The following is a 26,284-nucleotide window of genomic DNA, read 5'->3' as shown; positions in this document are numbered from 1 at the left end:
ATAAAAAAATCCACCTATATAGGGGATTTTTTCATTTAAAGCTTCATGCCCATCCGGCTTTTATAGCGTTTAATGAGAATTTGGCAATCAACGCTGACAACCCCGACGACCGCATACAGCTTCTCATTGAGAAAGCGTTCCATCTCCTGATTATCAGTAAAGATTCCGTGCATATGGAGTTTACTCGGACCGGTCATATGGTATAAGCTCGTTACAGCCGGTTCACTTTCTAATTGCTGAGCGACCGATTCCAGATATTTAGGCTCAACCTCAACGTTAAAGAATGCCGAAACATGGATGCCGACCTTTGCTGGATTTATGACTGCGGTAAACCTCTCGATCACCCCGTTTTCAACAAGATGATTAATTCTCATTTGAACCGCAACCCTGGAGAGATCCACTTTCTTCGCTAAGTCGGTATATGAAATTCGCGCATCTTCATGTAAAACCGATATGATTTTCTTATCGATCTCATCAACTTTCAAGCTGGGAATCTTAAAGTCCTCTGCCATCCTACGTAACTCCTTTTCGAATTCTTTATTCCATTATCGCAGAGAACACCATCGGATCACAACAATCTTCCTTTTCACTTCTAATAAAGGCAGAAATTTTTGGGCAGCCCTTATGTTCCCCCTCCTACTTCCATTTGAATGCCCATCATATATGTAGTTTTTCAAACTTAAGGTGCAGTATTTCATCCAGCTGAGTGCAGCCGCCAAAAAGATGGAATTCGATAGACTCAGGGCCGGACAAATGACGGTACTTCCGACACCCCCTTGAGTTCCAGACTGCAGTCCCCCTCCTACTTCAAAAATTGGAAGGCGGGGGTTTTACAGCCCGTTTAATGCAGGATAATAGTTTATGAATTTCCAATGGACACTTCCTCAATCCTTTGTTTGAAAGGTTTTTGCGATATTTTTGTATTCCTCATCATTGAGAATGCCCATTTTTTTGAATAATGCGGAATAAGCCATTATTTTTTTCTGCGTACGGTTTGTACAATTCATATGGATCAGCTCCTTTTTTACATAGTATTCATTTACGACAAAATGTTTCCTTAATACAAAACATTTTGAAAAGACTAAATAAAAAACCTGCCCATTTTCCCGGCAGTTTCAATTTATTATAGGTGTAATTAAAATAAGACCAGTCTATATAAATTCAAGCATGAATAATCATCATCTATTCTTTAAATAACCACTTCCAAAAGTGTTATCGCATGGAAAAACCTAATTCCTCCATTACCATATACAAGACTGAAGAAATGCAGTTTGGGTCCATTTAAAATATTGTCCTTCTTGCAACAAGTCATCATTCGGATTATCGTTGTTTAAGAGATGCGAAGAAATTGAAAATACTGCATACTTTCTTCATACTTTTTCGCTAAACTGACTTTATTCCATAAGAAGGTGAATGCTCATGAAAATCTCCCTTAAGCTCGGACTATCTATATTTGTTTGCATTTTTTTGATGGAAACCGTTTCGATGATTTACTTGCATAATAAAGTGATCCATTCCCGTATCAATCAAGAATTGGAATCACTGAAGGCCCGTGGCAATAGTCATCGTGATGTGTTGGAAATCACGTATTCCGACTCAACCCTTCAGCATATCGGCCTGATGGAATACCATACCGATACAGATGTCGTGATTACGAACACAAGAGGAGATATTCTGATATCTTCCGAAAAGGTAAATGGGGGAATGGAAAAAATCTTGGCAAAAAACATCCAGCAAGTACCTCGAAAAGGCCTGGTCATCCAATCAAGTTGGAAGGATGAAAGATATATAGCCACCGTTACGCCATTTATCAGTGATAAAGGAAAAAAAGGCTATGTTTATATGTTCAAAGATACTAGAGATGTTGAGAATTTAATTGCACAATTGAATAGGCATTTCCTACTTGCGACTGCATTGCTCCTTTTCTTCATGCTTATCACCATTTATTTTCTATCAAAAGCTTTAACTAGACCGCTTATTGCGATGAAGGAAGCGACAACCAAACTCAGCAAAGGGAATTTTTCAGTAGCTGTGCCAGTACGATCTCATGATGAACTCGGGGAGCTTGCCCAATCCATTCAAAGCTTGGCTAATGAATTGAACTATTTAAAGAAGGAACGCAATGAATTTCTGGCGAGTATCTCTCATGAACTGCGCACGCCGCTAACTTATATCAAGGGATACGCTGATATTGCCCGCAGGAAAGATTTGGATGCATCCGAACGAACACGATACTTAGAGATCATCCATGATGAATCTGAACGATTAAACAGATTATTGGACGAACTATTCAATATGGCTAGAATGGATGTAAATACATTCTCCATATCAAGAGAAACCGTCCAGCTCTCTTCATTCCTGCAAAACATTCATGAAAAAGTGCTGCCTGCTTTTGCAAATGAAGAAATCCAATTGAATCTGGAATGTAAGGATGATTTATTTATAGATATAGACCCCTCACGATTTGAGCAAGTCATTCTTAACCTGCTGGATAATGCGCTGAAGTACTCGAACGAATATACAGTCACCACCATCAAAACCACTGAATGCCTTGGCAGGATTTCCATCTCCATAATCGATCAAGGGGTTGGCATTCCCCCTGAAGATATCCCCCATATCTTTGATCGTTTATATCGTGTCGAGAAATCACGCGCCAGAGATACCGGCGGATTCGGATTGGGGCTCTCCATCGTCAAGCAATTAGTGGAGATACAAGGAGGAACCATTTCGGTTAAAAGCAACTTGGAGCAAGGAACATGCTTCACTATCACATTTAAGGAGATAACAAATGAAGACAGTAGTTCTGGTTGATGATGAACAGAGAATGCTTGATCTATTAGAGCTATACATTAAACCTCACGGATATACATGCATGAAGATGAAATCTGGAAATGAAGCCTTACAGTTCTTAGGGCATGAACATGCGGACATAGTACTTCTTGACATAATGATGCCTGAGATGGATGGGTGGGAAACGTGCGAAAGGATCCGTGCGTTTTCCAATATTCCCATAATCATGCTCACAGCCCGGGATGCTGCACAAGAAATGGTGAAAGGGTTGAAAAAGGGCGCAGACGATTATATTACGAAACCCTTTAATGAAGATGTTTTACTTGCCAGAATCGAAGCGGTGACGCGGCGAGTGCATAATCAGGATAATCATGTGATCTTTAGGGGTCTAAAATTAAATGAATCCGCTTATGAAGCACATTATGATACCAAAACAATCCCATTGACACCAAAAGAGTTCTCACTGTTGTGCTTGTTTTTAAAATCCCCAGATCAAGTGTATTCCAGAGACCACCTCCTTTCGACCATATGGGGATTTAAAACGGATACGGAAGATCGGACAATCGATTCCCATATTCGAAATATTAGAGAGAAATTGCGTCATGCCGGTTTTCCAGCAGATCAACATTTGAAAACGGTCTGGGGCATCGGATATAAATGGAGTTCTGTGGATTGATATGAATTTCATTTCTGAGGCATTACTATCCAGCGGCCCTTTTTCCATTGCTGTAAGTTTAGTATTTAATATATTGATTAGCGTGCTTGGTTTTATTCCAAGCGTATTCATCACGGCTGCCAATATCACCGTATTTGGATTTGAAAAGGGATTGATCCTTTCTTACATGGGAGAAATTGCCGGAGCAGTGGTCAGTTTTTCGTTATATCGAAAGGGCTTTCAAACAGTCAAACCCAAGTTCATGAAGAACCGGTGGGTTATGAAGCTGCAAAAGTCACATGGGTTTCATGCATTTTGGATGATCCTGATGCTTAGGCTCCTTCCTTTTATACCATCCGGCGTGATCAACCTTACAGCAGCATTAAGCAAGACGGGAATGATGATTTTCTTTCTCGCAACATCCATCGGAAAACTGCCTGCCCTCCTTGTCGAAGCGTATTCGGTAACACAAGTATTGAAGGCATCGGACGATGTAAGGATTGTTTTGGTCCTGTTGATTCTGGTGGTCGCAGTCGTTTATTACTTTAATAAGAAAAAAGGAATGTAGTAAAAAAGCTTTTCTACATTTAGGTTAAATGGGTAGGGGACTTCCTTTTTAACCCTACATTGATAAGGCACCTACCTTCTATTAAAATTTTTTCAAGAGCCGGTAATCCTTGGTCTCCAAGGGTTACCGACCAGATCCAGAAGGTGGATTCGACCTTTTCCTTCCACGAAGGCATTACCCCATTATATCGGGAAAAGATATTCGACGAGTTCGTTGTTTAATATATCCCTGTGCCGGGAACGGTTTCGCAGCCTTTTTTCTGCGCCGCCTTTTCACTAAAATAGCAACAGAAAGACTCCACTATGGATGGATCGAAATGCTTTCCTTTTTGTTCGTTTATGAAAGATGATGTTTCCGCCACTTCCAGGCTGCTGATCACATCATTGTTTATTTCCCTTGAAATCTTATTTAAAATAAATCCAGCTTTGAACCCAATGATACTGTTCCTTGAATACCCTGTCGTCTGTTCATAATATCAAATTCCAAATAGATAGGCTAAATGAACTATATCCGGATGATAAGGTATATAATACCATACAAGTTTTATACAAAAGTTACTAAGCATCGTTTTATGAGTAAGAGATAGATTACAAGTTTCTGACTGCACCAGGATCAGCCTTCGCATTCCTTTTAGCATATTGCATGACGAAGGGTAAATGGGTTCATTTCCGCGAATGTTACACTTATCTAACGAGATAATGCCTATACTATCTTCCTGTTTTCTGGAAAAAAGAATGAATTTATTGTGTTTTAATGGGAAATTCCTTTATAATGCGCATTAGATGATTTTTTAGCATTGAATACGAGAGGAGACTGAAATATGAAGAAACTATTGTACCCAATCATCATTGGATTATTGGCAGTTGTTCTGACGGCTTGTGGTTCGAACGATGAAGCTGATAAGAAAAATGACGAGAAAGAAACTAAAACAACTGAGAAAGAAACGGCTAAAGCAACTGAGGAACAGCAAAAACAGATGGAAGAAATGCAAAAGAAACTAGACAAGCAAAAGGTGGATGAAAAGAAAACGGTAGCCATCGTCAATGACGAAAAAATTTCAGGTGCGGAATATAATACCGTGTTGTCCACCACACAAATGCAGATGCAGCAATTCGGACAAGACCCAACATCCAAGGAGGGCGCCAAACAAATTAAAGAACAAACGCTCAACTCTCTAGTGGGACAAACATTGCTGCTTCAAGCAGCTGATAAAAAGGGCTACACAGCTTCCAAGGCCGAAATTGAAGAGCAACTTGCCGAAATCAAAAAGCCATATGAGAATGAAGAGAAATTCAAGGAAGCGATGAAGCAAGCAGGTCTGAATTCGGAAATGCTGAATGCTCAGATTGCAGAGAAAATCCCATATACGAAGTATGTTGAAAAAGAGATTAAAGTGGAAGAAGCAACTGATGAAGAAATCCAAAAGTATTACGACCAGGTTGCAGAGCAAGCTAAAACAAGCGGACAGAAGGTACAAAAACTGGAAGAAATGAAGCCGCAAATCAAAGAACAACTAGAGCTGCAAAAGAAACAGGAAAAGCTTGTGAAGCATGTCGAAGAACTTCAGAAAAATGCCAAGGTCGATATTAAGATTTAATGTTGAAAAGAGCTGCCAAATTTTGGCAGCTCTTTCTTTATGGCCTTTTGTCCGCCTACCAAACCGCATTAACGTGTTTAACATCCCAAGCATGTTCAAGGTCGCTCTTTATTGCTAATTATAACTAGCCCTGCAATTTCTTAACAACAACTGCTGCCGCCCACCAAAACCAATCCTGCACCCTCTTGATTTTCTTCTTTGTCTAATGTTAATTCCTCCGTTCCGGTAATTTGTGAATCGATAGCCACTTTGATTCCATTAATAGTTTTAATATTGTCAGATTCCTGCGGTTCATCTAAAGATATGGTAAATTGTGGTCCACAACAACCAGCAACAGAAGTAAGACGAATTCCTCCTGCACCTTTTTCATTTAAAAAGTTTTCAAGTAATTCTTTTGCACCATCTGTAATTTTCATATTAAATCCTCTCCATTTCTCTTCCTATGCATTAGGGAATATTCTTTTTAATGCATCCTTCATTTCTGGTTTCACCTTAATTTTAGGACGTGCGATTTTAGCCATTTCCTCTGCTTCTTTAATCGTATTTGCCTTCCCCAAAGTCAACAAGGTTCCAACCGCAACGGTTCCCGTGCGATTGCTTCCTCCCGCACAATGAAAATACACTTTCTTTCCTTCATTATATGCTTTTACGACATGAGCAATCGACTTTTTAATAGATTCATCTTGGTGTTCAGCATCATCTACAATGGGACTATGCATGCGGCTATACTCCGTATCGTCAGGCGCTTCTGCACGCAAATCAAAAATAATATCGGCTTTCTCATTTTCCATCATGTCTTTCACATCATCTGCGCCACCGATGAATATGCGATCTTTAATTAATTCATGGTAGGTCTTTGTGGTCATTATATCCATCCTCCAATTTAAATGACTTACTCCAGTCAGAGGTACAATCAATTAGTTACTGTAATCTTTCAGCTTTTCATACCCAACCTTTTCCTCATGCTTCCAAGGGATGATTACACATTTCTCAGATGACTTTTCCTTAACTTCATGAATCCATTCTTTTTCTGCCATTGCCTTCCCGCTTAATACAGGGTCTTCCGTATTAGTAGCATATAGACTCTGATTAATTACCCACCACTGTGGGTTGATATTTGCCCTTCTTAAATCATCTTGTAATCGGGATGCTTCTAACACGGGTGTGGCTTCGGCAAGTGTGACGATCACGACGGAAGTTTCTTCTGCATTCCTAATTTGAGGAAGTAATTTTTTTACACTCTCAGGGACTTCACCCGTTGACTTGGCCATCTCTTTACTATAAGACTGTGCAGCATCCAACAATAACAACGTGTGACCCGTTGGAGCCGTATCAATGACGACTATTTCATTTTCTGATTTAGCGACCACTTCTGCGAAGGCTCGGAAGACAGCGATTTCCTCCGTACAAGGTGAATTAAGATCTTCTTTTAAATAAGCGAGTTCTTCTTCATCTAAATCTTTGCCTGCTTTTGTCAGCACATCTGCTTTGTACTTTCCTACTTCTTCTTTTGGATTAATGCTGCTAATCGTTAAGTTTTGATTAAATTGATCATTTTCGAATTGGTAATGTAAGTGACCAGCAGGATCTGTTGTCGTTAAGTGGACACGGTGCCCCTTCTCAACTAAACCAACGGCAATCGCAGAAGCCACCGTTGTTTTCCCCACTCCACCTTTCCCCATTGTGAAAATAAGCTTTGTATTATTTGATGAGAAATCAGTGATCATTTCATTCAATCTTGGAAGATTCGCTGTTTCATCGTCATATGTCACCATCTTTGATGGGATCGTGTACTGTTTAAATAAATATCGTAAATTGTCTATCCCTGTTAAGGAGAAAGAAACAAACGGTAACGAATAAACAGCAACCTGTTTTAAATGTTCTGGTATGTGCTGTAATGCGTTTCTTTGGCGATGATAAAAGGCGGATGACACTTCATCTTCTTCAAGGTGTGTCTGAAGAAGCCCATTCACGATTAGTATTTGGTTTTTCACGCCAATCTCTTTGAGTTCATTGGATGCACGGTCTGCTTCCAATAAGGATGAGGCGTCAGGTCTTGTTACCAGGATTAAAGTGGTTTTACTTGGATTAGATAGGACCTCTACGGTTTTTGCATAAAGATCTTTCTTATCAGACAGCCCTGATAAAGGACCTAAGCATGACGCACCGTGTGTGCTTTCTTCCAAGAATCCACTCCATGCCGTCGGAAGCTGCAAAAGTCTTAACGTATGCCCTGTTGGAGCCGTATCAAAGATAATATGGTCATACTGATTGACTATGTCAACATTGGTCAGCAAGTTGGAAAATTCATCAAATGCGGCAATCTCAACCGTACATGCTCCCGATAATTGTTCTTCCATGGTGGCAACGACGGAATCAGGTAACTTCCCTTTATATGGACCCACCACTTTGTCACGATACGCTCTCGCTGAAGCTTCTGGATCTAAATTACTGGCAAATAAATTCTCAACACCTGGTACGGCTATGGGTGAATTGGTTAGACTGATTCCAAATACATCTTGTAAATTGGAAGCTGGGTCTGTGCTGATGAGCAACACCTTTTTCCCACTATCGGCTAATGCAATGGCGGTGGCACTGGCTGTTGATGTTTTTCCTACCCCACCTTTTCCCGTTAAAAATAAAAAGGGTGTTTGAATGACATTCTTCGGATTGAAAGATTGAAACATGCTTTTTCCCCTTCTTTCTTTCTTTCTTATTTCAGTTGATTTAAATCAATGGAAAGACGAACTTTTGGCTTTTCATTTAACTCTTCAGGTTTTACTTCAAACCATTTCCCAAACTCTTCGTTCGTTGGATAACTTCCCTCTTTTACAATCTGATTATTGACTAAAATAATGGGCAAGACGTCAGGTCCTTTTTCATGTAAAGCTTTATTAATCTCAGGGTTGTCTGCGAACTTAGCAGGATCATTGGTCAATTGATATCGTTGAATATCAAACCCCTTTTTCTCCAAAGAATAAACAGCAGATGCCACCCTTGTTAATTCAGGATCAACACTCGGTCCACATACGCCCGTTGAACAACACATTGCAGGATCAAAGATTTCCACTTTCATCATTTGTTCTCCCCTTCATATATAATCATTTACTTATGCTATGGATAAAACGAAAGCCGAGTGATTACTCGGCTTTTCAATTTTATTTATTCACCCGTTTTAGAGAAACGTGCAATTCTTTCTCCTATTTCATCACGAACACGTTGGAAGGTAGCCCATTTTTCTTCATCTGTTCCTTCCGCTTTTGCTGGGTCATCAAAGCCCCAATGTTCACGTCTCACATGCGGTGGCGTCATTGGACATTTATCTGCCGCATCGCCACACAATGTGACTACAAAATCGGCATTATTTAAAATGTCAGGGTCAATGATATCGGAAGTTTGATTGGTAATATCCATTCCAACCTCGTTCATCGCTTTAACAGCATTCGGATTCAAGCCATGTGCTTCAATTCCTGCACTTAGCACTTGCCATTCGTCCCCTAGATATTTCTTACCCCATGCTTCAGCCATTTGGCTTCTGCACGAGTTACCTGTACATAAGAAGTAAAGTGTTTTTTTAGACATGTTGTTTCTCTCCTTTATGAGTAAATGATGTGTTTAGTGAATAATGTTCAACCATATATACAAGCCAACTAATGTGATGAACAATGTTGGGATGGTTAAGATGATACCCGTTTTAAAGTAGGTTCCCCATGAGATTTTCACGCCTTTTAATGAAAGGACATGCAGCCACAATAACGTAGCCAAAGAACCGATAGGAGTGATTTTCGGGCCCAAGTCCGAACCGATGACATTTGCATAAATAAGGGCCTCCCTGATTGCGCCTGTTGTATGGCTGTCGGAAATGGCAAGGGCATCAATCATAACGGTTGGCATGTTATTCATAAGTGATGACAGAATGGCAGCGATGAAGCCCATCCCAATCGTTGCTACAAATAATCCTTGATCGGCGGTAACTTGGATTAAATCCGTTAATACATTCGTCAAGCCAACATTTCGCAGGCTATACACCACTACATACATACCAATTGAGAAAAAGACGATTGCCCATGGTGCGCCTTTGATAACGGTTTTCGTGTTGACCGCTGGACTTCGTCTTGCCATAAACAAGAAGAAAACGGCGATAACACCTGCAATGATGGATACAGGAATGTTCAAAAATTCACTAATAAAATAGCCTACCAACAGAACACCTAAAACAATCCCAGACAGGCGAAACATTTTGACATCCCGAATGGCATCGACTGGCTTCTTTAATTGAGCCATATCATAATTCTTCGGAATGCTCTTTCTGAAGTACAAATATAATACCAGGATGCTAGCTACTAATGAAAACAGGTTGGGAACGATCATTCTAGATGCGAACTCAATAAACCCGATATCAAAAAAGTCCGCAGAAACAATGTTGACCAGATTACTTACCACAAGTGGTAAAGATGTAGTGTCCGCAATAAACCCACTCGCGATGATAAATGGGAAGATCATTTTCTCTTCCAACTTCAAGTTTCGAACCATTGCCAAAACAATCGGAGTTAAGATGAGAGCGGCTCCGTCATTTGCGAAGAACGCAGCGACTAGGGCTCCGAGAATGCTCACATACACAAACATCCTTACTCCATTTCCCTTGGCGGCTCTCGCCATATGTAGAGCTGCCCATTCAAAGAAACCAATTTCATCTAAAATCAAAGAAATAATGATAATAGCAATGAACGCCAACGTCGCGTTCCATACAATACCCGTAACGGCAATTACATCATTGAAGTCAACAACCCCAAATAGTAAGGCAAGTACCGCACCCCCGCATGCTGACCAGCCGATTGACAATCCCTTGGGTTGCCAGATGACGAATGTTAACGTCAGCAAAAAGATGATACTTGCTAATATAACTGTACCCACTGATGTTCTCCTCCTCGTTAGTCACAACAAATTCGTTTTCCTTGTGCTGTTAATTCTTCTACTTTAAATGCTTGACTTGGCAAATCTTTGATGACCGTTTGAATAAATGAGTAATGGGAAGAAGACGGGTTTAACGAGTAAAATATCCATTGTCCCCTTCTCGCTTCATTCACAATTCCGCTATCTTTCAACTTTCTTAAATGTTGGCTAATAGCAGGTTGGCTCATATCAAACAAGTCTACAAATTCACAGACACAACATTCATGCTCAGCCATGATCTTAATCATGGTCAAACGGGTTTTATCACCTAGTAACTTAAGAATGTTTGCCGTGGTTTCCAAATCCAACGCTTCATTCATAGCTTTTCATCCCTCCTAGCACAAAGTAAATAAGTGTATGCTTATGTGATTATTCATCATCATTGTATAAGCATATTCTTATTTAATCAAGCATTAATTATTCAGCAATAATTTTAAGTTTAGTCTGCTTAAATGATGTTTCATAAAGGCTGTTGTTGATTTTCTTGATGAACGAACGGGACAGGTTAGTTCATCACAAAAAACCCCTTTTATGGTCTCCATTGTCTATGGATTCTAAGAATTTTATTAAACTAAAAATAAATACAGTATTGTATAGAAAATCATATGTGAACAGGTTGATGAGATCAAAAAAGTAGTAGTACAAATATTGAATTTGCACTACTACTTTTAGTTATTGATAAAACAGCTTATAGTTTTGCTGCTGTTTCTTTAACTTTTTCCAATCCTTCCGCAATAATTGTTGGTGCGTTTTTAGGATCTTGAGCATGGCCTTCCACGATTACTTCATCAATGATTTCAAAGCCGAAGTAGTTTTTGATAACAGCACGCATATAGTTCATAGACATTTCCATAGCATCCATTTCAGGGGTATTATAGAAACCACCACGAGCGTTTAATAAAATCACTTTTTTGCCACTTAACAAAAATTCTTTTTGACCTTGTTCATTGTATTTGAATGTGAAGCCAGCTTGTAAATTGTAATCGATAAATGATTGTAACGCTGAGGGGATCGTTAACTTCCACAATGGGAAAGCAAATACTAAAACATCTGCGTTAGAAATGGCTTTTTGAGCTTTTTGCTGTGCCGCTAATGAAGCAGCTTCCCTTTCATTTAACTCTTCACCAGTCTGAAGTTTGCCAAAAGCATTGAATAAATCTTGCCCGTAATGTGACATATTTTCTTCAAACACATCAAATGTAGTTACATTTAGATTGGTATTTATTGTTGCTTCTTCTACGAACTTTTCATACATTTTTGTTGAAATATCATCTGGACGATTGTTTGCTTTAATTACTAATACATTAGTCATGACTTTAAAGTTAGTTTACTTATTGTAAAATTCCTTTATATAATTATTTTAAAATATATAAAAAGATTAGAAAAAATAAATAAATCTAGTATTAATCGTATAGACAATAATTTTATAATTTTGCTGAAAAAGTATTTAAAAAGCTGCAGTTCACTTATATTGCATCAATTATTTACGTAATGCATTACGAACAATCGGGGCCACTTTATTCGCTAGTAAATCAATTGCTTTTTCTACACGAGCAGGTGGTTGGTTCCCCATATCAAATTGACCCATAAAACGTGTATGTCCGAATAATTCATGCTGGTATAAAATTTTCTCTGCTAATTCTTCTGCACTACCAACGGCTAAAACCTGATTCGCTGCACGCTGTGGCATCATTTGTTCAGCGGTAACTGGAGCAAAGAACTGCCCAGTGCAATGGCTCCAAGTAGCATGGCGTAGCTTGATGTAACAAAGTCTAAACGATGATGCTCACCTACACCAAATACATCCAGTCCTGCTTCATCTGACCACTTTGCCATTTGAATGATGTTTTCTATCCGTTCTTTTGCAGGTAACACATAGCCGTATTCATCTGGAATTCGTTCGCCTAATGAATAAACACCAAATTCAAAATTCATTTTTTCACCTTCTATAAGAGAATGATTAGTAATACGAATGCTAAAATTCCTAGAATTGCAATCATGGCTGTATCTTTAAAAGTATCTTTCACTCGAATATGTGTGATAACTCCGCCGATGCCAACTGCTACTAGAATCATAGCGCCAAAAGCAGCCACACCTTCAACCCAGAAACCAATTGCCAATAATACAGCTGCTGCTAACTCAACTACTCCAGTTATAACTCTAAACCACTGAGGATAGCCCCATTTAGCAAACGCTTCTTTATGCATTTTTGAACCAAATGTTTTCTGAGCACCAGCCATTAAAAATAGTAACGCTAAAAGACCTTGTAAGATCCAAGATAAAATAATCATTGTCCATGCCCCCTATTTGTTGAATACAATCGGCATTTTGCCAATCCATTCATTTTTACGAATGGCGTCGTACATACACCGAGCGACATTTTTACGTGAAACGCTCATTTTTGCTTTTGTATCTCCAAATGAAATGGTATAGCCGTTGCCGTCCGTTTTTACATTTGGATTGATAATTCTTACCACTGTCCAGTCCACTTTACTTGCGTTCACTAAACGCTCAATGCCTTTCATTTCTTGATATCCAGGAGGGAAAAATAGCTTTGGCATAAGTGCGGGTATTACAGTAGCGATTTGTTTTTTATCAACGTTTGATTTAGCAGATGGTGTGGCAAGGGTAATAAAACGTTTCACACCTTTTGCTTCCATCACTTTTAAAATCATTTCGTGTGCATCACGGATAGGTAATTCTGTTACTTTCCTGCCACCATTTAGATTTGGACCAAGTGTACTAACAACTGCATCTTGCCCTTGAATCGCCTCCGTTACAATCTTTTCATCTGTTAAGCTACCTACGATGATTGTAAAATTTGGATGCGAATAGTTTAACGAACCTTCACGACGAACGAATGCTTTTACTGTATCGCCATTTTGTAGGGCAATATTGATAAATTGTTGGCCAACCTGTCCGTTGGCACCAAAAACAGTAATATTCATTTTATAACCTCCAACACTTTTTGTTTATGCAACACTTGTTGTAATTAATATTAATACGAGTGTACAGGTCGAACAACCAACAAAATGATAGGAAAAATCGTATATACAACAATTCAGTCCAAATGTTGAAAAAATAGGAGAAGAATATAGAGAATAGTTTAGATCCAAGTTTCTTTGCGGATGCGTTAATTGATAATGAGGGAATATTATGATCAGTTGGAGTCCGTATTGTATGCCAACGAATATGTGAAAAGGGGGATAACCAACAGAAACAGTAATAAGAGAACCATTAGCTAAAAAACGCCTCTGTAAATGTTCGTTTACAGAGGCGTTTTTATTAGCTTAATAATTGTTGTAATGCTTCTTTAACAGAAGTTGGATTTCGACCAAGTAACATTTCTAAATCAGAATGAGCGCTTTCTAATCCGCCTTCTCGAATACATTGTTGTACCATCACACTTATTGCTACTACTTCTTCTGGTAAATTTGCCTCTTTCAACATTTTTCCAAAAGAAGCATCATCCACATTCATTACCTCAATTTCTTTACCTGTTACTTCATTTACAGCATCGACAAATTGCTGCTGTGTTAAGTTTTCTCCTGCTAATTCATAGGCTTTATTTTCGTGTCCTTCACCTGCAAGTATATTTGCTGTTACTTCCGCTAAATCTGGGCGGTAGACCCAACCTACTTTCCCTTCACCTGCGGAAGTAACCCAAGGAGCACCGTTTAAACATTGCTGAATAGTCCCTAATTCATTTTCAACATACCAGTTATTACGTACGAACACGTATGGAATACCTGATTCTTTAATGATGTCTTCACGTATACGATGAACTTCTGCTAAGAAGAACTCGCTCACATCTGCACGTGGAGCACTTGAATAGACCATTTGTGTAACACCAGCTTCTTTTGCGGCTTCCACCGCATATGTTTGCTGATGAATTGTAGCTTCTACATCAACGCGTGTCGAAACAATAAATACCCGATCAACAGCTTGGAAAGCTTCTACTAATGTTTCTTTCTTATCAAAATCTGTTTCGCGTATTTCAATCCCTTGTGTAGCAAAAGCCTTTGCCCTTACTGATTGTGTGTCACGTACGCCTGCAATAATCTCTGAAGTCGGAACTCTTTTCACTAAATTTTCCACAATTTTCGAACCTAAATGACCCGATGCTCCAGTTACCAAAATTTTCATTATATATTCCTCCAATTTTGATTATATTTACTCATGTCCAACTTTATTGTTGGCACCTTTCGGATAAACAACATTTGTTGTATAATCAATTCTATATTCCATAAAAAAAAGGGACAACCGACAATATAAGCGAAACATTGTATATACGACATTTCGTTGAAAATGACGAAAAAATAGGAGGGCATTATGGAGAAGAAGCTAGATCCACGTTTCCTAAGAACACGTAAACTGATTATGGAAGCATTTATGGAGTTAGTAATTGAGAAGAACTTCAAAGATATTACAATAAAAGATATCACGCAACGAGCAACTGTTAATCGTGCAACGTTTTACTATCATTTCTTTGATAAATATGACTTATTGGAAACAGTGATCAGTGAAGATGTGTTGCAGGGCGTATTAAAAGATGTGACTTCACATGAAGCATTAACTCCAGAAGTTTTAAATAACATATTCTTTAGTTTATTATCCTTTCAGAGTGGGTTAGCAAATCAATGTTCACGTAGTTATGAGGCATTTACACCAAAAATTGAAACAATTGTGAAGGAAGAACTCGGCAGGGCATTTAAAGATTTATTAAAGCAAAAGTATCCCACTTGGCCAGATGAAAAAGTAGAATTGCATAGCATCATGATTAGTTGGAGCTTATATGGCATGTCAACTAAATATGTAAAGACTGGCGATCGGCCGTCAGAAGAATTGATGAAAGAAACTTTTGCGCTATTAAATGTTTAACCTTTTAATTAAATTGTATCAATTAGAACTTTGGGCTTGATGATTGGGATAACAATGATGTATTTATTTTTAAAAATAAAAATAGTAATGTAACTTCAGGTTCACACTGCAAACTCCTGTTTCAGGGGAGTTCCAAGTGCACTTCATTTGCCCCCTCGACATCCCCTGTCAGATAAGCCACCACGGAACGGACTTGTTCGTAGCCTGCTGCCAGTATGAATGTAGGTGCTCTTCCGTAAATTTTTATGGGACAAAAACAAGAAAACTGCCGAGTGACCGGCAGTTTTTGTAGCTTTATAAATATTTCCGGTGAATACCTTTTCCATCATAGGAAAACAGGACTTCTTTTCCTTCCATGACTGTTTCCATATGCACGGGGCGGCCCCAAAGCTGATGGATATATGGCATGACTTTTTCGAGGTATTTCAGATCCAGTTCAATATCTTCATACCAATGTTTTAGATAAAGTTCCCCATTGCGCATGAAGTCCCCATCGTTTACTGTGATATAGGGGAAACCGCCGTTAACCCTCATACTGACGAGTTGATCACGAACATGTTCCCATGACTTATCGACGATTTTATAATCCTTGCCCTGCTTTTGGAATAAGTACATATCCTCCCGCATGACCAGATCTTTCGTCAAATAATTGCGGAGAAAGGAAATATCCGATTCGATTTCCCTAACTTCGAACATCTTTTCCCGGCCAGATCCAGGTTTGACGCCCAGCCTGAGCATTTCTTCAGTTGGATTATCATAGCGTTCTTCAATATCTTCAAGCACTTTCAATCCAAGATAATAAGGATTGATGCTGGTCCGTGATGGCTGAACGACGCCTGCGTTCAGTTTTGCGAATTCAATGGCTTCCCCTGAGGATAGATCCAATTCACGGATTATGCGCTGATGCCAATAGGATGCCCAGCCTTCGTTCATGATTTTCGTTTCCAGCTGCGGCCAGAAATACAGCATCTCTTCCCTGATCATCGTCATGATATCCCGTTGCCAATCGGTTAAATCCCTGCTGTACTGTTCTATGAAAAGCATAATATCCTTTTCAGGCCTTGGCGGGAATTTTTTTCTTTTTTTAATGTTGGATTTCTGCGGTTTATCCTTATTATCAAGGTTCCATAAATCATCGTATTGTGTGGCTGTCGGCTTTATTTCCTCTTCTTCTTCCTCATCTTCCATCGTCCAGGCAAGCTTCGGTCTCATCAGAGACGGATCGATATGTTCTTCAATGGCTAAAAGTGCATCGAGGAAGTTTTCGACTTCCTTTTTGCCATGCAGGATTTCATATTCACGGATTCTTTCTGCCGTTGCCGACATACTTTCTACCATATCTCTCTTAGTATTATTGAAACGTATATTATTTTTAAAGAAATCACAATGCGCCAAAACGTGGGCAACAATCAATTTATTTTGTACAAGTGAATTCGAGTCCAGCAGAAAAGCGTAACAAGGATCAGAGTTAATGACCAGTTCATAGATCTTACTTAATCCAAAGTCGTACTGCAGCTTCATTTTATGAAATTGCTTCCCAAAGCTCCAATGAGAAAAACGGGTCGGCATCCCATAGGCACCAAATGTATAAATGATTTCTGAAGGGCAAATTTCATAACGCATCGGGTAAAAATCCAACCCGAACCCCGTTGCTATTTCTGTAATTTCACTTATGGCATATTCCAGAGCCTTTTGCTCCGCTTCATTCATCCGATATCCCCCTTGTCTTCCGCCTTTAAACTAATGTATGAAAAAAAGGAGGAAAAATGCCGTGATCATGAGTAAAGGTCCTCGATAACATAAAAAAACACCTCCATGAAGAAGATGTCAGGCCAAATGTTTCATGCAGTTCTGCACTCAATCCTTTTGATATTAAAATTTTGCTAATTCCGTATTCACAGCTTCTTTTTTCGTTTTTGAACGGATCCAGGAAATGATGAGCGCTGCAATGATTACAAAACCCAAGTATCCTGTGACTGGGTATACCGTCCCAACCAATTTAATAAAGCCAACGAAACTTGCAAGGAAGGCGAGGATCCCGACCATAATCACGGATATTTTAAAACGTTTCTTTTCGGCAGGCACCAACCTGGCGGTGAATGCATACAGCATCCCGACAGCGGTATTATAAATCATTCCTAAAAGGATGATGGATAGGCTATATCCCAACCATGGAGAAATCTGATTCGCTAAATGAAGGGTAGGCATACCAGAGCCTTCTATGCCTTTCAAGTCGGACATCATCCCCAAATTGATCAAAAATAACAGGAGCCCCAATCCGATCCCCCCCAGAATTCCTCCCATTCCAGCCTGTTTCTTATTCTTGAAGGTCCCGCCCATCACGGCCAGCATGGCAATTCCGGCAGTCATATTATATGAAACATAAAGTAATGAACCCATCATCCAATTTCCGGTTGCAGCCGTTCCTTTACTTGAAGATGAAATGATTTGATTGAAACTTAAATCGGATGTAAAAAATGAATAACCTGAAATAATGATCATGATAACAAATAAAAACGGTGTGACGGCACTAATGATGGACATTATTTTGTTAACATTAAGTAAAAGCGTACCAATCGTGAGCACCGTCATGACGATTGCACCAACTATACTTGGAATCCCGAATTGTTCTTCAAAAATCGTTCCGGAACCGGCAATCATGATGACTGTAACGCCAAACAAGAAAAATGTGATAATAATATCGACCACCCTGCCTATAAAGCGGCCACAAATATGATCGATGATGCTTTTATGGGAGCGTGTTTGGAGAGTGCTCCCCAATTGAGCAACCTGCATGCCTAAAAACGCGAATAAGGCTGTCGCCACCACAATTCCCAATAAACTGTAGATTCCAAAACTCGTGAAGAACTGTAATACTTCTTGTCCTGAAGCGAAACCTGCTCCAATGATGATTCCAATATATGCTCCTGCAAGATTTACACTGTTTTTCATATCAAATACCACCCTAATTATATGATTATTCTGACAATTTCAGTTAAAAGAAATATCTTCCCTTTCATCATTATCCTTTTCTTCAATAGCCTCCCAGCTTCAAGTTAACGGGCCGATGCCCATGAAGCTGGGAGGCTATTTTATTCCAACTCTTATTTACATATCATTTGTTATATCTTTTACTAAAGGAAGTGAATTCATCGACCGCAGCGTAATCGACATCATAGCCAATGCCTGCCGCCTTTGGAACCGTTATGACCCCATCATTCACTGTAACCTCTGGTTGGATGATGTCTTTATGCCAATAGTTCGCTGATGCTGCGGTATCACCAGGCATCGTAAAGTTATCAAGAGTTGTCAATGCGATATTATGGGCACGTCCCACACCAGATTCCAACATGCCTCCGCACCAAACCGGTACATTCCTTTCTTTACATAATTCATGTATTTTCATTGCTTCCGTTAAACCGCCAACCCGGCCGATTTTAATATTAATGATTTTACAGCTTCCCAATTCAAGGGATTTTCTTGCATCCTCAACAGAATGTATACTTTCATCCAAGCAAATCGGAGTTTCGATTTCCGCTTGTAATGTGGCATGATCGACAATATCATCCGATGACAAAGGCTGCTCGATCATCATTAAATCAAATTGATCAAGCTGCTTCAGTAATTCGATGTCTTTAAGACGGTAAGCGGAGTTTGCATCTGCCATGATCGGGACATCGGGATATCGATTGCGTACTTCCCTGATTACATCTACATCCCAACCTGGTTGGATTTTCATTTTTATTCTTTTATAACCATCCTTCAATCCAGCTTCTATCTTTGCCAGTAATTCAGGTACCGTTTTTTGAATGCCGATACTGATCCCAACATCGATTTTTTCCAGTTTCCCGCCTAAAGCCATACTTAATGGGATATTCTTTTCTTTTGCGTATAAATCCCAGATGGCTCCCTCGATTGCCGATTTTGCCATATTATTTTTACGAATATGCGAGAACATATCCGATACATCACGAGGATGCTCTATTTCTTTATCCAATACAAGCGGAATCAGGAAATCCTCCAGCATGGTCCAATTGGTTTTTATGGTTTCTTCGTTATACCAAGGTGCTGAAAACGCCACAGATTCAGCCCAACCTGAAAGCCCCTCTCCATTTTTCACTTCCACAAGAATGAACTCCTTATCCACAAACGTTCCAAAGCTTGTTGTAAAGGGAGCTACCAAATCCATATTTAAATGACGTAAACGCACTTCTGTTATTTTCATCCCGATTCCCCTCTTATTCTTGTTTTTTTAATAAATAGTTTTGAATGTTTTCACCTTGTTCCCGTTCAATCCCGGCTGCAACATATCCTTTGGCAAAAAGCGTTTTGAATAATTCACCCGTTTTTAATCGCCAATCAATCGCAAGGCGGAGATTACCTTTTTTGATTTTTTGAATATCCGTCGGAATGGGTATGGCGATCACCTCGGCATTGGTTTCGAAATGATAATCCTTGATGTAAGGAAAGCCTTGGTCATTCATTCCTGTCGTTACGATGTGTATGGCTTTATCAGAAGGTGAGGTCTCTCCCTTTGCTTCCTGCCGTATGTTCCATTCCACCATGAATCGATCAGTGGACAATCCTTCATTGAGGGTATCATTCATATTTCCATAACAATCTTCCATATATGTAGAGCAAACAGCTTTTAGCTTACCGATATTCAAGTTTGCATTCACACTTTCCAATGGGTCATACGTCCATGTAATCAAGTCGTAGCCTTTTTTGAGTGCTTCTTCTTTTTGTGCAAGTTTAAGTAACCTGCCGTAGCCCTTCTTTTGATGGGCCGGATGGATGGCTAACATATGTGAACAAAGATATACCCTTCCGTCCTTGAATCCCGGGAAACTGTATTGAAACCCGACTAATTGACCATTGATGTAGCCGCCTAAAACAAGCCCTCCGTTTTTGACTGCCGTAATCGTCTGATGGGTGGGAACGCAATCCATGCCCCATACAAGGACTTCCAGTCGCTGCACTTCTTGTAAATCCTCTAGTGTTGATAGGGATTTAATGATTAATTCATCAGTCATGTAATTGTCCCCCCTCTCCATATTTCTCGAAAGTCAGTATGATGGCTTTGGTCAGGATTTCAATTCCCGATAACAAAGCATCTTTGTTGAACGTCATGTTCGGATGGTGGAGCCCTGGTGCTAAATCACAGCCCAATCCAAGCATCGTCGCTTTGAGTTCAGGTCTTTTCAACGTATAAAAATGAAAATCCTCTCCTCCTGTTGTAATGACAGGCGCTACCAGATTTTCTTCCCCGAGTGTGTCGGCTATCGCTTCAGACATTATTTCCTGGGCTTGATCGTTCACGGTTGCTGCAGCAACATTGGTTCCCGGTTCGAGTTTCACTTCGACTCCATGGACAATGGCCAAAGATTCTGCAACCTTTTCCACCTTTTTGGTGAGCTCTTCCATCACTGCATTATTCTGTGCCCGTAAATCCAATGAGAAAGTGGCTCTCCCCGGGATGATATTGGAACTTTCGCCGCCAGCAAAAAACTGCGTCATTTTTGCCGAATAAGGGATGGAGGGATTGAGATGGATACCATTTAACAAAGTGATGAATGCCGCTCCTATTTCGATGGCATTTTGCCCTTGATGCGGTCTGGCCCCATGTGCATCAGTCCCCGCTATTTCTCCTTTAATGAACTGAGCGGCTCCATGGACAATGGCTGGCGCCGCTTGCCCATCCTTCACTTCCTCAACTGGTCTTAAGTGCACCCCATAAAGGAAGTCGACATCATCCAATACTTTTTCTTCAATCATCCTCAAGGCGCCCATACCTTTTTCTTCAGCAGGTTGAAAAATGAATTTTAGCTTGCCTCTTGGACGAAAGTCCATTTCCTTCAATACCAGGAATACTCCAAGTGCCAAGGTCATATGCCCATCGTGTCCACAGGAATGATTGGCTTGAAACGTCCCATGCACCTCCTGCCAAAGTGCATCGATATCCGATCGTAACCCGACTGTGAAATTCCCATCCCCGATTTCCCCAATCACTCCTGTACAGTCCTCGAATGTTTTCACCGCACACTTATTTTCCGTTAAAATATTTGAAATGAAAGCTGTCGTATTCACTTCATTCCAACTCGTTTCAGGATGTGCGTGTAAATGGTCAAAAATATCGAGTATACGAGGCCTTAATTTTTCGATAGATTGTGTGATATCCATTTCTGTCTCCCCCTTGTATCCCGGTTTAATCGGGTTGTTCACCGAACTGATGGAAGTTTTATCTCAATAGAAATAATCGTCTTGATTGAACGCATCATATATAGCTTTTCTTTCTTTGAAACCCTGTTCGTCCTTAATCGATACACCAGCTACTAAACTATTCAATAATGAGAATAACACCGGCGCCGTATCGATAGTAGAAGTCCTTGGTGTTGAAATGGGCAATAAAATGTCAGTGTATTCAGCAATTGGAGCCAGTTCGGAATCCGTAACCCCAATTACAAATGCACCCGCTTTTTTGGCCATTTCCGTGATTTTCACAGTCTCTCTAACATAGCGGTGAAATGAAATGGCTATAAAAACGGAATTTTCAGTCATTTTATTCAACAGTAAAAACATATCATCTGTATCAGGTCTATATAAATGAACCTCTTCCCTAACAAGCCTCAGCGTAAAGGTTAACCAATGTGCTGCCGAAAATGATAACCGGTGTCCGGATATCAAAACATTGTCAGCTGCCGCCAATTTATCGACGGTTTTGGAGAAATCTTCATTTGATAAATTTTTCATTGTCTTTTCGATGCTGATGATATCCTGCCCCATCACTTGAGCCATGAAGTTTGGCTGATTCGCGGCTTCAAGCTTTGAAGAGTGATATTCATTCAAACTGCTGCTCTCGTATATCAACTGATTGCGAATAAGTTTTTGAAGTTCCGCATATCCACTTAACCCCAATGAATAGCAAAAGCGGATGATGGTCGTTTCACTCACTCCTATATCCTTTCCGAGCTTTTGAGCTGAAGTGACTGCAAATGTATGTGAATGCACTAACAAGTATTTTGCTACCTTTTTTTGACCAGTAGATAAACCAGGGAAGACTTCTTTAACTTTTTGCTGTAAATCCATAAAACATCCCCTCTGAAGCAAGATATGAATCCAATACTTTTTATATGACAATATGAAGTCTTTGCTTCATCAATAATAGAGAGTATTTTATCACGGGACTTTTAATAAAACAATAATATTCTGAATTTTTTAACAAAAAAAGAGGGGGACAATGCACTCACAAAAAAACCACGAAGATGGACTCCGTGGTTTTCCTTCATTTATTTTTTATGACGCTTTGCATAGCCACACCGTTTACATAATTCTTCAACTGCACATCTTCTTGAGAAACCATCATACATATTTTTCGCCCGTTCACCATTTAAAATGTCTTCAAGTGATGTTTCGAATATATTTCCCAGCGGTATTTTCCCTTCACTATCCAAGCAACAAGGTACGACTGTACCATCCACCAAGATGCCTAACTGATCTCTAAGAGCATAACAGAAAATATTTTCATCGATAATGTCACGGTCCAATTCCGGCCACTCGAATTTTTCGGCCATGTTAATATAAACCCGGTCCCTTAACTTTATATTATTCTTTTGCTGAAGAGCTTCACTTAAGCGAATGTCCAATGAAAGCTTCTCCTCCAACATGCTAAGAATATCGTCGTTCAGGCCATTACTCGCTTTTAATTCATCCGTATCCATATTCCATAAACGAATGGCACAAATCACTTCACTTTTTTCATTTGCTTCATTTATGAAATCGGCAATATTACTGACATAAGAGTCAAGACTATTGCTCGTATCGTTTGCCTCAAAGCTATGAAGTGAAATATTCACCTGCCGAAGGGCTTTTTTGGAGAGCAGCTTGTCTTTGACCTTTTGAATCAACGTACCGTTCGTTGTAATATTAACCTTCAGGTCATTTTCAGCACTGATATCCAGGAAAGTACCCAAATTTTTATTTAAAAACGGTTCACCCATCAGATGAAAATAAATATGATCTGTGTGTGGTTTGATTTTCTTGATAACATCCGTAAACCCTTCAGGATCCATGAATTTCAGGGTCCTTTGCAAGCTGGAGCTTGGACAAAAATTACACTTCAAATTACATATATTCGTAATTTCCACATAAACTTTCTTAAACTTCCTCATTTTCTAATACCCCTACAATCAAGCTTATTGTTTCAATCTGATACTAACTAACTATACTGGTTAGCTGCTCATAAATGCAATGAAAACTTCATGGAAGCCGAACGGATGGGCATCACTTTCCATTGGTCACTAATCCGATATCCACCATTTTCTGGACAACCTTTAAACGAAATCAGAAAAAAACATCTTCTCGAGGTGAAGATGTTCGATAAGATGCACACCTTAAGCTTTCCGTTTGTTCTGATCTTACTTTCCTTTTTGTTCTGTGACCTTCAAACTAAGTAATTTTTCATTTTTCAAATCATGTTGTACCGTCACGATGACATTGAACTCATTTCCTTTATCCTCGACCACAAATCTGAAATCGTCTTCGACTAGATTTTCCGCTACAGTTTTTCTGCCTTTATATTCGTAATCGGTAATCTCAACTTCAGGATAATCTGCCTGCATTACTGTAATCGCAATCTTTCCGTATTTTTCGTAATCAGGTTTTTGGGCATGTGCTGAAATGGACCCTGCTTGTATAATCAAAAAAATCCCCATTAGCATCACGATGACTTTTTTCAAAAGCTCTACCTCCTCATACTTTCCACCTATTATTATTATGAAAGATTTGTTCAGTTGTTATGCAGCTGCTTCGCTTCTTTTACAAGCATGATTCCAACTAATCGATTCCTCTTCCACTCCTCAGGAAACACAGTCAATGGCGGATTAGTTTCATCCACTAAATAACTAAGTTCGATCGTCATTCCCGGGCGGTGGAATTCAGTTATGAACCAATCCGTAAATCCGCTGCCTACCGCTTCTTTTTCCGGAAAGGTCAGTTCATATCCAGTCAATTCGGCAGTCTTTTTGGCAATCCCATAATCCCTCGCCATATTTTTTCGTTTATTTTTGTAATGCCAAAAGATTTCCCTTCCTGAGGTATGATAGGAAACAGCAATAAGGGGATCGATATCCTTCGTGAAATCCGTTAGCGCTTTCACTTCAGCTGCTTCTAGTGGTTGTCCGCCTTTATAAAATTGATACGTTGGTTTTGTTTCATGACTAATGACTTCTTTCCATCCGGCCGGATACTGCCTATTTAAATCAATGCCTTTAGCGTTTGCTTTCCACCGGGACCAATTCCTGCTATATCGGTTCATTTTCCATACAGCAGCCTTTTCAAGAACATTTAAGTTGGATAAATCTCCTTGCTGGATGCTGACCCCATCTGGATTCAGCATCGGGATGAACCAGATACTCACTTCATCCAATGATTCCGTACGATATTCTCCAACAGGTTTGCCCGCTCGATAGGCGGCTGCATACTCTTCAAGCATGCGCATTAAAAGCAGGGAGCTGAGCCATTCCCGTCCATGATGTGACCCCACTAGCAAAATCGATCTTTTTCCTTTTCCTAACTTGACTGCCTTAATATTTTTTCCCTTTTCAGTTTGCCCGATTATTTGAACGTCCAATTCATACTGCTTTTGGATTCCTTGCAGATCCATTTCCATCTGTTCAGGGGAATACACTTCTGCCGCCAGCGATGGTTCAGGGAAAAAAAGCAGTACCGAAATTCCAATTACCATTATTTTTCTCATGTACTCACCTTTTAGTTTTATTCAGGTAAAAAGCAACAACCGCGGTCCAAATACATCGCCACTTATTGTAAGGAAATGTTCTGTCATATCTGAACAAAATACAAATAGCTCCTTAATAAGGGGGAGAAGAACATGAGGATTGCGGATTATGATCAAGCATTGTTTCACACACACCGTTCTGATTGGGACAGCTTGTTAGTATTGATGGTTCGAACGAAAGATCACTTTCTTTCGAAAAAAATAGAACATTTTTTGCACGCTTACAGGTTTGAGCATGATTATCAAATCGTTCAATCCCACCTATATGCACTGCTTCGTTATCTGGATCATGCGGCAGAAAAAACAAGTGATTATTTAAGTGAACTTCCAAGCTAAAATCAACTATAGTTTTTGCAAAACGGGAAAATTTATACAAGAGGATTGATTTTCGGGGAAATAACTTTGGCTGGTGAAACCCTATAAAAACAAGGAAGGGTCAGGTATTTAATACCTGACCCTCATTTCATTATTTTTTCATTGTAGCATATGCAGTTGCATACATTTTAAGCTCTTCAATCATACCTTCTACAAGTACCGCAGATTCTTCAAATAAACCATCTTTTTCGTAATCGAAGCAATGTGGATCCAAAACCAATTGTTTGGCGATCACATTTGCATAAAGGCTTCGACCCACTGTCCTCATGGAATTCAAGGCGTTAATCCCGCCTTTTCCTCCGCCAGAGACAGCCAATAGAGCGACTGGTTTATGCGTGAATTGTTCACTGCTTAGGAAATCCAAGGCATTTTTCAAGGCTCCGCTCATGGAACCATGATATTCCGGAGTGGTCAGAATTACGCCATCCGCTTCCTCGATGCTTTTCCGAAGACCTTGAATCACTTCCAATTGATATTGCTCACCTTCACCTGAATATAAAGGGATTTCGCTATTGCTTAAATCAATAAGTTCCGCTCCGTATTTCTTGGATATGTAGCGTGAGGCAATCCCCGTACGCCCTTGTTTACGTGGTGAACCATTAATGATTACTAATTTCATGAATTTATACCTCCAATATTCCCGATGTTCGAGATCAGTCGCCAATACAGTAT

The 26,284-nt window shown here is 39.6% G+C and carries 31 protein-coding genes; 6 read left to right on the top strand and 25 right to left on the bottom strand.

Translation table 11 applies throughout. The features are described from left to right. Positions 1 to 35: 35 nt before the first annotated feature. The gene (locus tag Q8G36_RS11050) at positions 36 to 512 is read right to left on the bottom strand and encodes an Lrp/AsnC family transcriptional regulator (protein ID WP_202314798.1); all 477 of its coding nucleotides are present in this window, start codon (positions 510 to 512) and stop codon (positions 36 to 38) included. A gap of 372 nt (positions 513 to 884) precedes the next feature. After that, entirely contained in the window at positions 885 to 1,007 is a 123-nt protein-coding gene (locus Q8G36_RS11045; protein ID WP_284702813.1) for a hypothetical protein, read from the bottom strand. Positions 1,008 to 1,419: 412 nt separating this feature from the next. Between Q8G36_RS11045 and Q8G36_RS11040 the strand changes: the two genes are divergently transcribed. The 4 genes from Q8G36_RS11040 to Q8G36_RS11025 all read left to right on the top strand — a co-directional run bounded on the left by Q8G36_RS11040 (position 1,420) and on the right by Q8G36_RS11025 (position 5,610). Beyond that, entirely contained in the window at positions 1,420 to 2,811 is a 1,392-nt protein-coding gene (locus Q8G36_RS11040; protein ID WP_305160211.1) for a HAMP domain-containing sensor histidine kinase, read from the top strand. Next, positions 2,789 to 3,466: a response regulator transcription factor gene (locus Q8G36_RS11035; protein ID WP_305160210.1), complete on the top strand. Its 678-nt coding sequence runs from the start codon at positions 2,789 to 2,791 to the stop codon at positions 3,464 to 3,466. Before Q8G36_RS11040 ends, Q8G36_RS11035 begins: the two co-directional genes overlap by 23 nt. A 1-nt stretch (position 3,467) precedes the next feature. After that, a complete protein-coding gene (locus Q8G36_RS11030; protein ID WP_305160209.1) occupies positions 3,468 to 4,013 on the top strand; it encodes a TVP38/TMEM64 family protein in 546 nt (181 codons plus the stop codon). 820 nt (positions 4,014 to 4,833) lie between these two features. Further along, entirely contained in the window at positions 4,834 to 5,610 is a 777-nt protein-coding gene (locus Q8G36_RS11025) for a SurA N-terminal domain-containing protein (RefSeq protein WP_305160208.1), read from the top strand. A 140-nt stretch (positions 5,611 to 5,750) separates the two neighbouring features. On the opposite strand, the gene Q8G36_RS11020 is transcribed toward Q8G36_RS11025, so the two are convergent. The 13 genes from Q8G36_RS11020 to Q8G36_RS10960 all read right to left on the bottom strand — a co-directional run bounded on the left by Q8G36_RS11020 (position 5,751) and on the right by Q8G36_RS10960 (position 14,709). After that, positions 5,751 to 6,026, bottom strand: a complete 276-nt coding sequence (locus Q8G36_RS11020) for an adhesin (protein ID WP_137018076.1) — start codon at positions 6,024 to 6,026, stop codon at positions 5,751 to 5,753. Between the two features lie 24 nt (positions 6,027 to 6,050). Next, positions 6,051 to 6,476 carry a protein-tyrosine phosphatase family protein gene (locus Q8G36_RS11015; RefSeq protein WP_305160207.1) on the bottom strand — a complete coding sequence of 142 codons (426 nt, stop codon included), beginning with the start codon at positions 6,474 to 6,476 and terminating at the stop codon, positions 6,051 to 6,053. 51 nt (positions 6,477 to 6,527) lie between these two features. Beyond that, positions 6,528 to 8,297: an arsenical pump-driving ATPase gene (arsA, locus tag Q8G36_RS11010; RefSeq protein ID WP_305160206.1), complete on the bottom strand. Its 1,770-nt coding sequence runs from the start codon at positions 8,295 to 8,297 to the stop codon at positions 6,528 to 6,530. Positions 8,298 to 8,323: 26 nt separating this feature from the next. Continuing rightward, positions 8,324 to 8,689 (bottom strand): arsenite efflux transporter metallochaperone ArsD, encoded by a 366-nt coding sequence (arsD, locus tag Q8G36_RS11005; RefSeq protein ID WP_305160205.1) that lies wholly within the window; start codon positions 8,687 to 8,689, stop codon positions 8,324 to 8,326. Positions 8,690 to 8,772: 83 nt separating this feature from the next. Then, a complete protein-coding gene (gene arsC, locus Q8G36_RS11000) occupies positions 8,773 to 9,192 on the bottom strand; it encodes an arsenate reductase (thioredoxin) (RefSeq protein WP_305160204.1) in 420 nt (139 codons plus the stop codon). A 33-nt stretch (positions 9,193 to 9,225) separates the two neighbouring features. After that, a complete protein-coding gene (locus tag Q8G36_RS10995) occupies positions 9,226 to 10,524 on the bottom strand; it encodes an arsenic transporter (RefSeq protein ID WP_305160203.1) in 1,299 nt (432 codons plus the stop codon). A 17-nt stretch (positions 10,525 to 10,541) separates the two neighbouring features. Then, positions 10,542 to 10,883: an ArsR/SmtB family transcription factor gene (locus Q8G36_RS10990; protein ID WP_305160202.1), complete on the bottom strand. Its 342-nt coding sequence runs from the start codon at positions 10,881 to 10,883 to the stop codon at positions 10,542 to 10,544. Between the two features lie 368 nt (positions 10,884 to 11,251). Next, on the bottom strand, positions 11,252 to 11,875 hold the full coding sequence (locus Q8G36_RS10985) for an NAD(P)H-dependent oxidoreductase (RefSeq protein WP_305160201.1): 624 nt from the start codon (positions 11,873 to 11,875) through the stop codon (positions 11,252 to 11,254). 168 nt (positions 11,876 to 12,043) lie between these two features. Beyond that, positions 12,044 to 12,253, bottom strand: a complete 210-nt coding sequence (locus Q8G36_RS10980; protein ID WP_305160200.1) for a hypothetical protein — start codon at positions 12,251 to 12,253, stop codon at positions 12,044 to 12,046. Next, entirely contained in the window at positions 12,253 to 12,498 is a 246-nt protein-coding gene (locus tag Q8G36_RS10975) for a hypothetical protein (RefSeq protein ID WP_305160199.1), read from the bottom strand. The genes Q8G36_RS10980 and Q8G36_RS10975 overlap by 1 nt, the downstream gene beginning before the upstream one ends. 11 nt (positions 12,499 to 12,509) lie before the next feature. After that, positions 12,510 to 12,854, bottom strand: coding sequence for a DoxX family protein (locus Q8G36_RS10970; protein ID WP_305160198.1), 345 nt, complete (start codon positions 12,852 to 12,854; stop codon positions 12,510 to 12,512). Positions 12,855 to 12,866: 12 nt separating this feature from the next. Further along, the gene (locus Q8G36_RS10965) at positions 12,867 to 13,511 is read right to left on the bottom strand and encodes an NAD(P)-dependent oxidoreductase (RefSeq protein WP_305160197.1); all 645 of its coding nucleotides are present in this window, start codon (positions 13,509 to 13,511) and stop codon (positions 12,867 to 12,869) included. Between the two features lie 337 nt (positions 13,512 to 13,848). Beyond that, on the bottom strand, positions 13,849 to 14,709 hold the full coding sequence (locus Q8G36_RS10960; RefSeq protein ID WP_305160196.1) for an SDR family oxidoreductase: 861 nt from the start codon (positions 14,707 to 14,709) through the stop codon (positions 13,849 to 13,851). A gap of 186 nt (positions 14,710 to 14,895) precedes the next feature. Here Q8G36_RS10960 and Q8G36_RS10955 point away from each other — a divergent pair, with 186 nt between their 5' ends. Next, positions 14,896 to 15,444 carry a TetR/AcrR family transcriptional regulator gene (locus Q8G36_RS10955; RefSeq protein WP_305160194.1) on the top strand — a complete coding sequence of 183 codons (549 nt, stop codon included), beginning with the start codon at positions 14,896 to 14,898 and terminating at the stop codon, positions 15,442 to 15,444. Between the two features lie 294 nt (positions 15,445 to 15,738). On the opposite strand, the gene Q8G36_RS10950 is transcribed toward Q8G36_RS10955, so the two are convergent. The 9 genes from Q8G36_RS10950 to Q8G36_RS10910 all read right to left on the bottom strand — a co-directional run bounded on the left by Q8G36_RS10950 (position 15,739) and on the right by Q8G36_RS10910 (position 25,198). After that, a complete protein-coding gene (locus Q8G36_RS10950; protein ID WP_305160192.1) occupies positions 15,739 to 17,154 on the bottom strand; it encodes a SpoVR family protein in 1,416 nt (471 codons plus the stop codon). A 162-nt stretch (positions 17,155 to 17,316) separates the two neighbouring features. Next, a complete protein-coding gene (locus Q8G36_RS10945) occupies positions 17,317 to 18,396 on the bottom strand; it encodes a YkvI family membrane protein (protein WP_305160191.1) in 1,080 nt (359 codons plus the stop codon). Between the two features lie 163 nt (positions 18,397 to 18,559). Further along, positions 18,560 to 19,669 carry an o-succinylbenzoate synthase gene (menC, locus tag Q8G36_RS10940; protein ID WP_305160189.1) on the bottom strand — a complete coding sequence of 370 codons (1,110 nt, stop codon included), beginning with the start codon at positions 19,667 to 19,669 and terminating at the stop codon, positions 18,560 to 18,562. Between the two features lie 13 nt (positions 19,670 to 19,682). Continuing rightward, on the bottom strand, positions 19,683 to 20,477 hold the full coding sequence (locus Q8G36_RS10935) for a GNAT family N-acetyltransferase (protein ID WP_305160188.1): 795 nt from the start codon (positions 20,475 to 20,477) through the stop codon (positions 19,683 to 19,685). Then, positions 20,470 to 21,624 (bottom strand): M20 peptidase aminoacylase family protein, encoded by a 1,155-nt coding sequence (locus tag Q8G36_RS10930; protein WP_305160187.1) that lies wholly within the window; start codon positions 21,622 to 21,624, stop codon positions 20,470 to 20,472. Before Q8G36_RS10930 ends, Q8G36_RS10935 begins: the two co-directional genes overlap by 8 nt. 63 nt (positions 21,625 to 21,687) lie before the next feature. Further along, positions 21,688 to 22,530, bottom strand: a complete 843-nt coding sequence (locus Q8G36_RS10925) for a MurR/RpiR family transcriptional regulator (RefSeq protein ID WP_305160186.1) — start codon at positions 22,528 to 22,530, stop codon at positions 21,688 to 21,690. Between the two features lie 200 nt (positions 22,531 to 22,730). Further along, on the bottom strand, positions 22,731 to 23,612 hold the full coding sequence (locus Q8G36_RS10920; protein ID WP_101224318.1) for a radical SAM/SPASM domain-containing protein: 882 nt from the start codon (positions 23,610 to 23,612) through the stop codon (positions 22,731 to 22,733). Between the two features lie 246 nt (positions 23,613 to 23,858). Beyond that, complete coding sequence (locus tag Q8G36_RS10915) at positions 23,859 to 24,179, bottom strand: DUF3889 domain-containing protein (RefSeq protein WP_305160184.1); 321 nt, start codon at positions 24,177 to 24,179, stop codon at positions 23,859 to 23,861. Positions 24,180 to 24,229: 50 nt separating this feature from the next. After that, positions 24,230 to 25,198, bottom strand: coding sequence for a M14 family zinc carboxypeptidase (locus Q8G36_RS10910; RefSeq protein ID WP_305160182.1), 969 nt, complete (start codon positions 25,196 to 25,198; stop codon positions 24,230 to 24,232). Positions 25,199 to 25,330: 132 nt separating this feature from the next. Here Q8G36_RS10910 and Q8G36_RS10905 point away from each other — a divergent pair, with 132 nt between their 5' ends. After that, positions 25,331 to 25,573, top strand: coding sequence for a YhdB family protein (locus Q8G36_RS10905; RefSeq protein ID WP_305160181.1), 243 nt, complete (start codon positions 25,331 to 25,333; stop codon positions 25,571 to 25,573). A 130-nt stretch (positions 25,574 to 25,703) separates the two neighbouring features. Here the strand turns inward: Q8G36_RS10905 and Q8G36_RS10900 are convergent, their stop codons facing one another. Beyond that, positions 25,704 to 26,231 carry an NADPH-dependent FMN reductase gene (locus tag Q8G36_RS10900; RefSeq protein WP_305160180.1) on the bottom strand — a complete coding sequence of 176 codons (528 nt, stop codon included), beginning with the start codon at positions 26,229 to 26,231 and terminating at the stop codon, positions 25,704 to 25,706. Positions 26,232 to 26,284 lie beyond the last annotated feature (53 nt).

Origin of the sequence: Peribacillus frigoritolerans (assembly GCF_030676415.1) — a bacterium.
Taxonomy (GTDB): Bacteria; Bacillota; Bacilli; order Bacillales; family DSM-1321; genus Peribacillus; species Peribacillus frigoritolerans_A.
The sequence above is the reverse complement of the archived record's forward strand: the minus strand, read 5'-3'. Positions and strand labels throughout refer to the sequence as shown.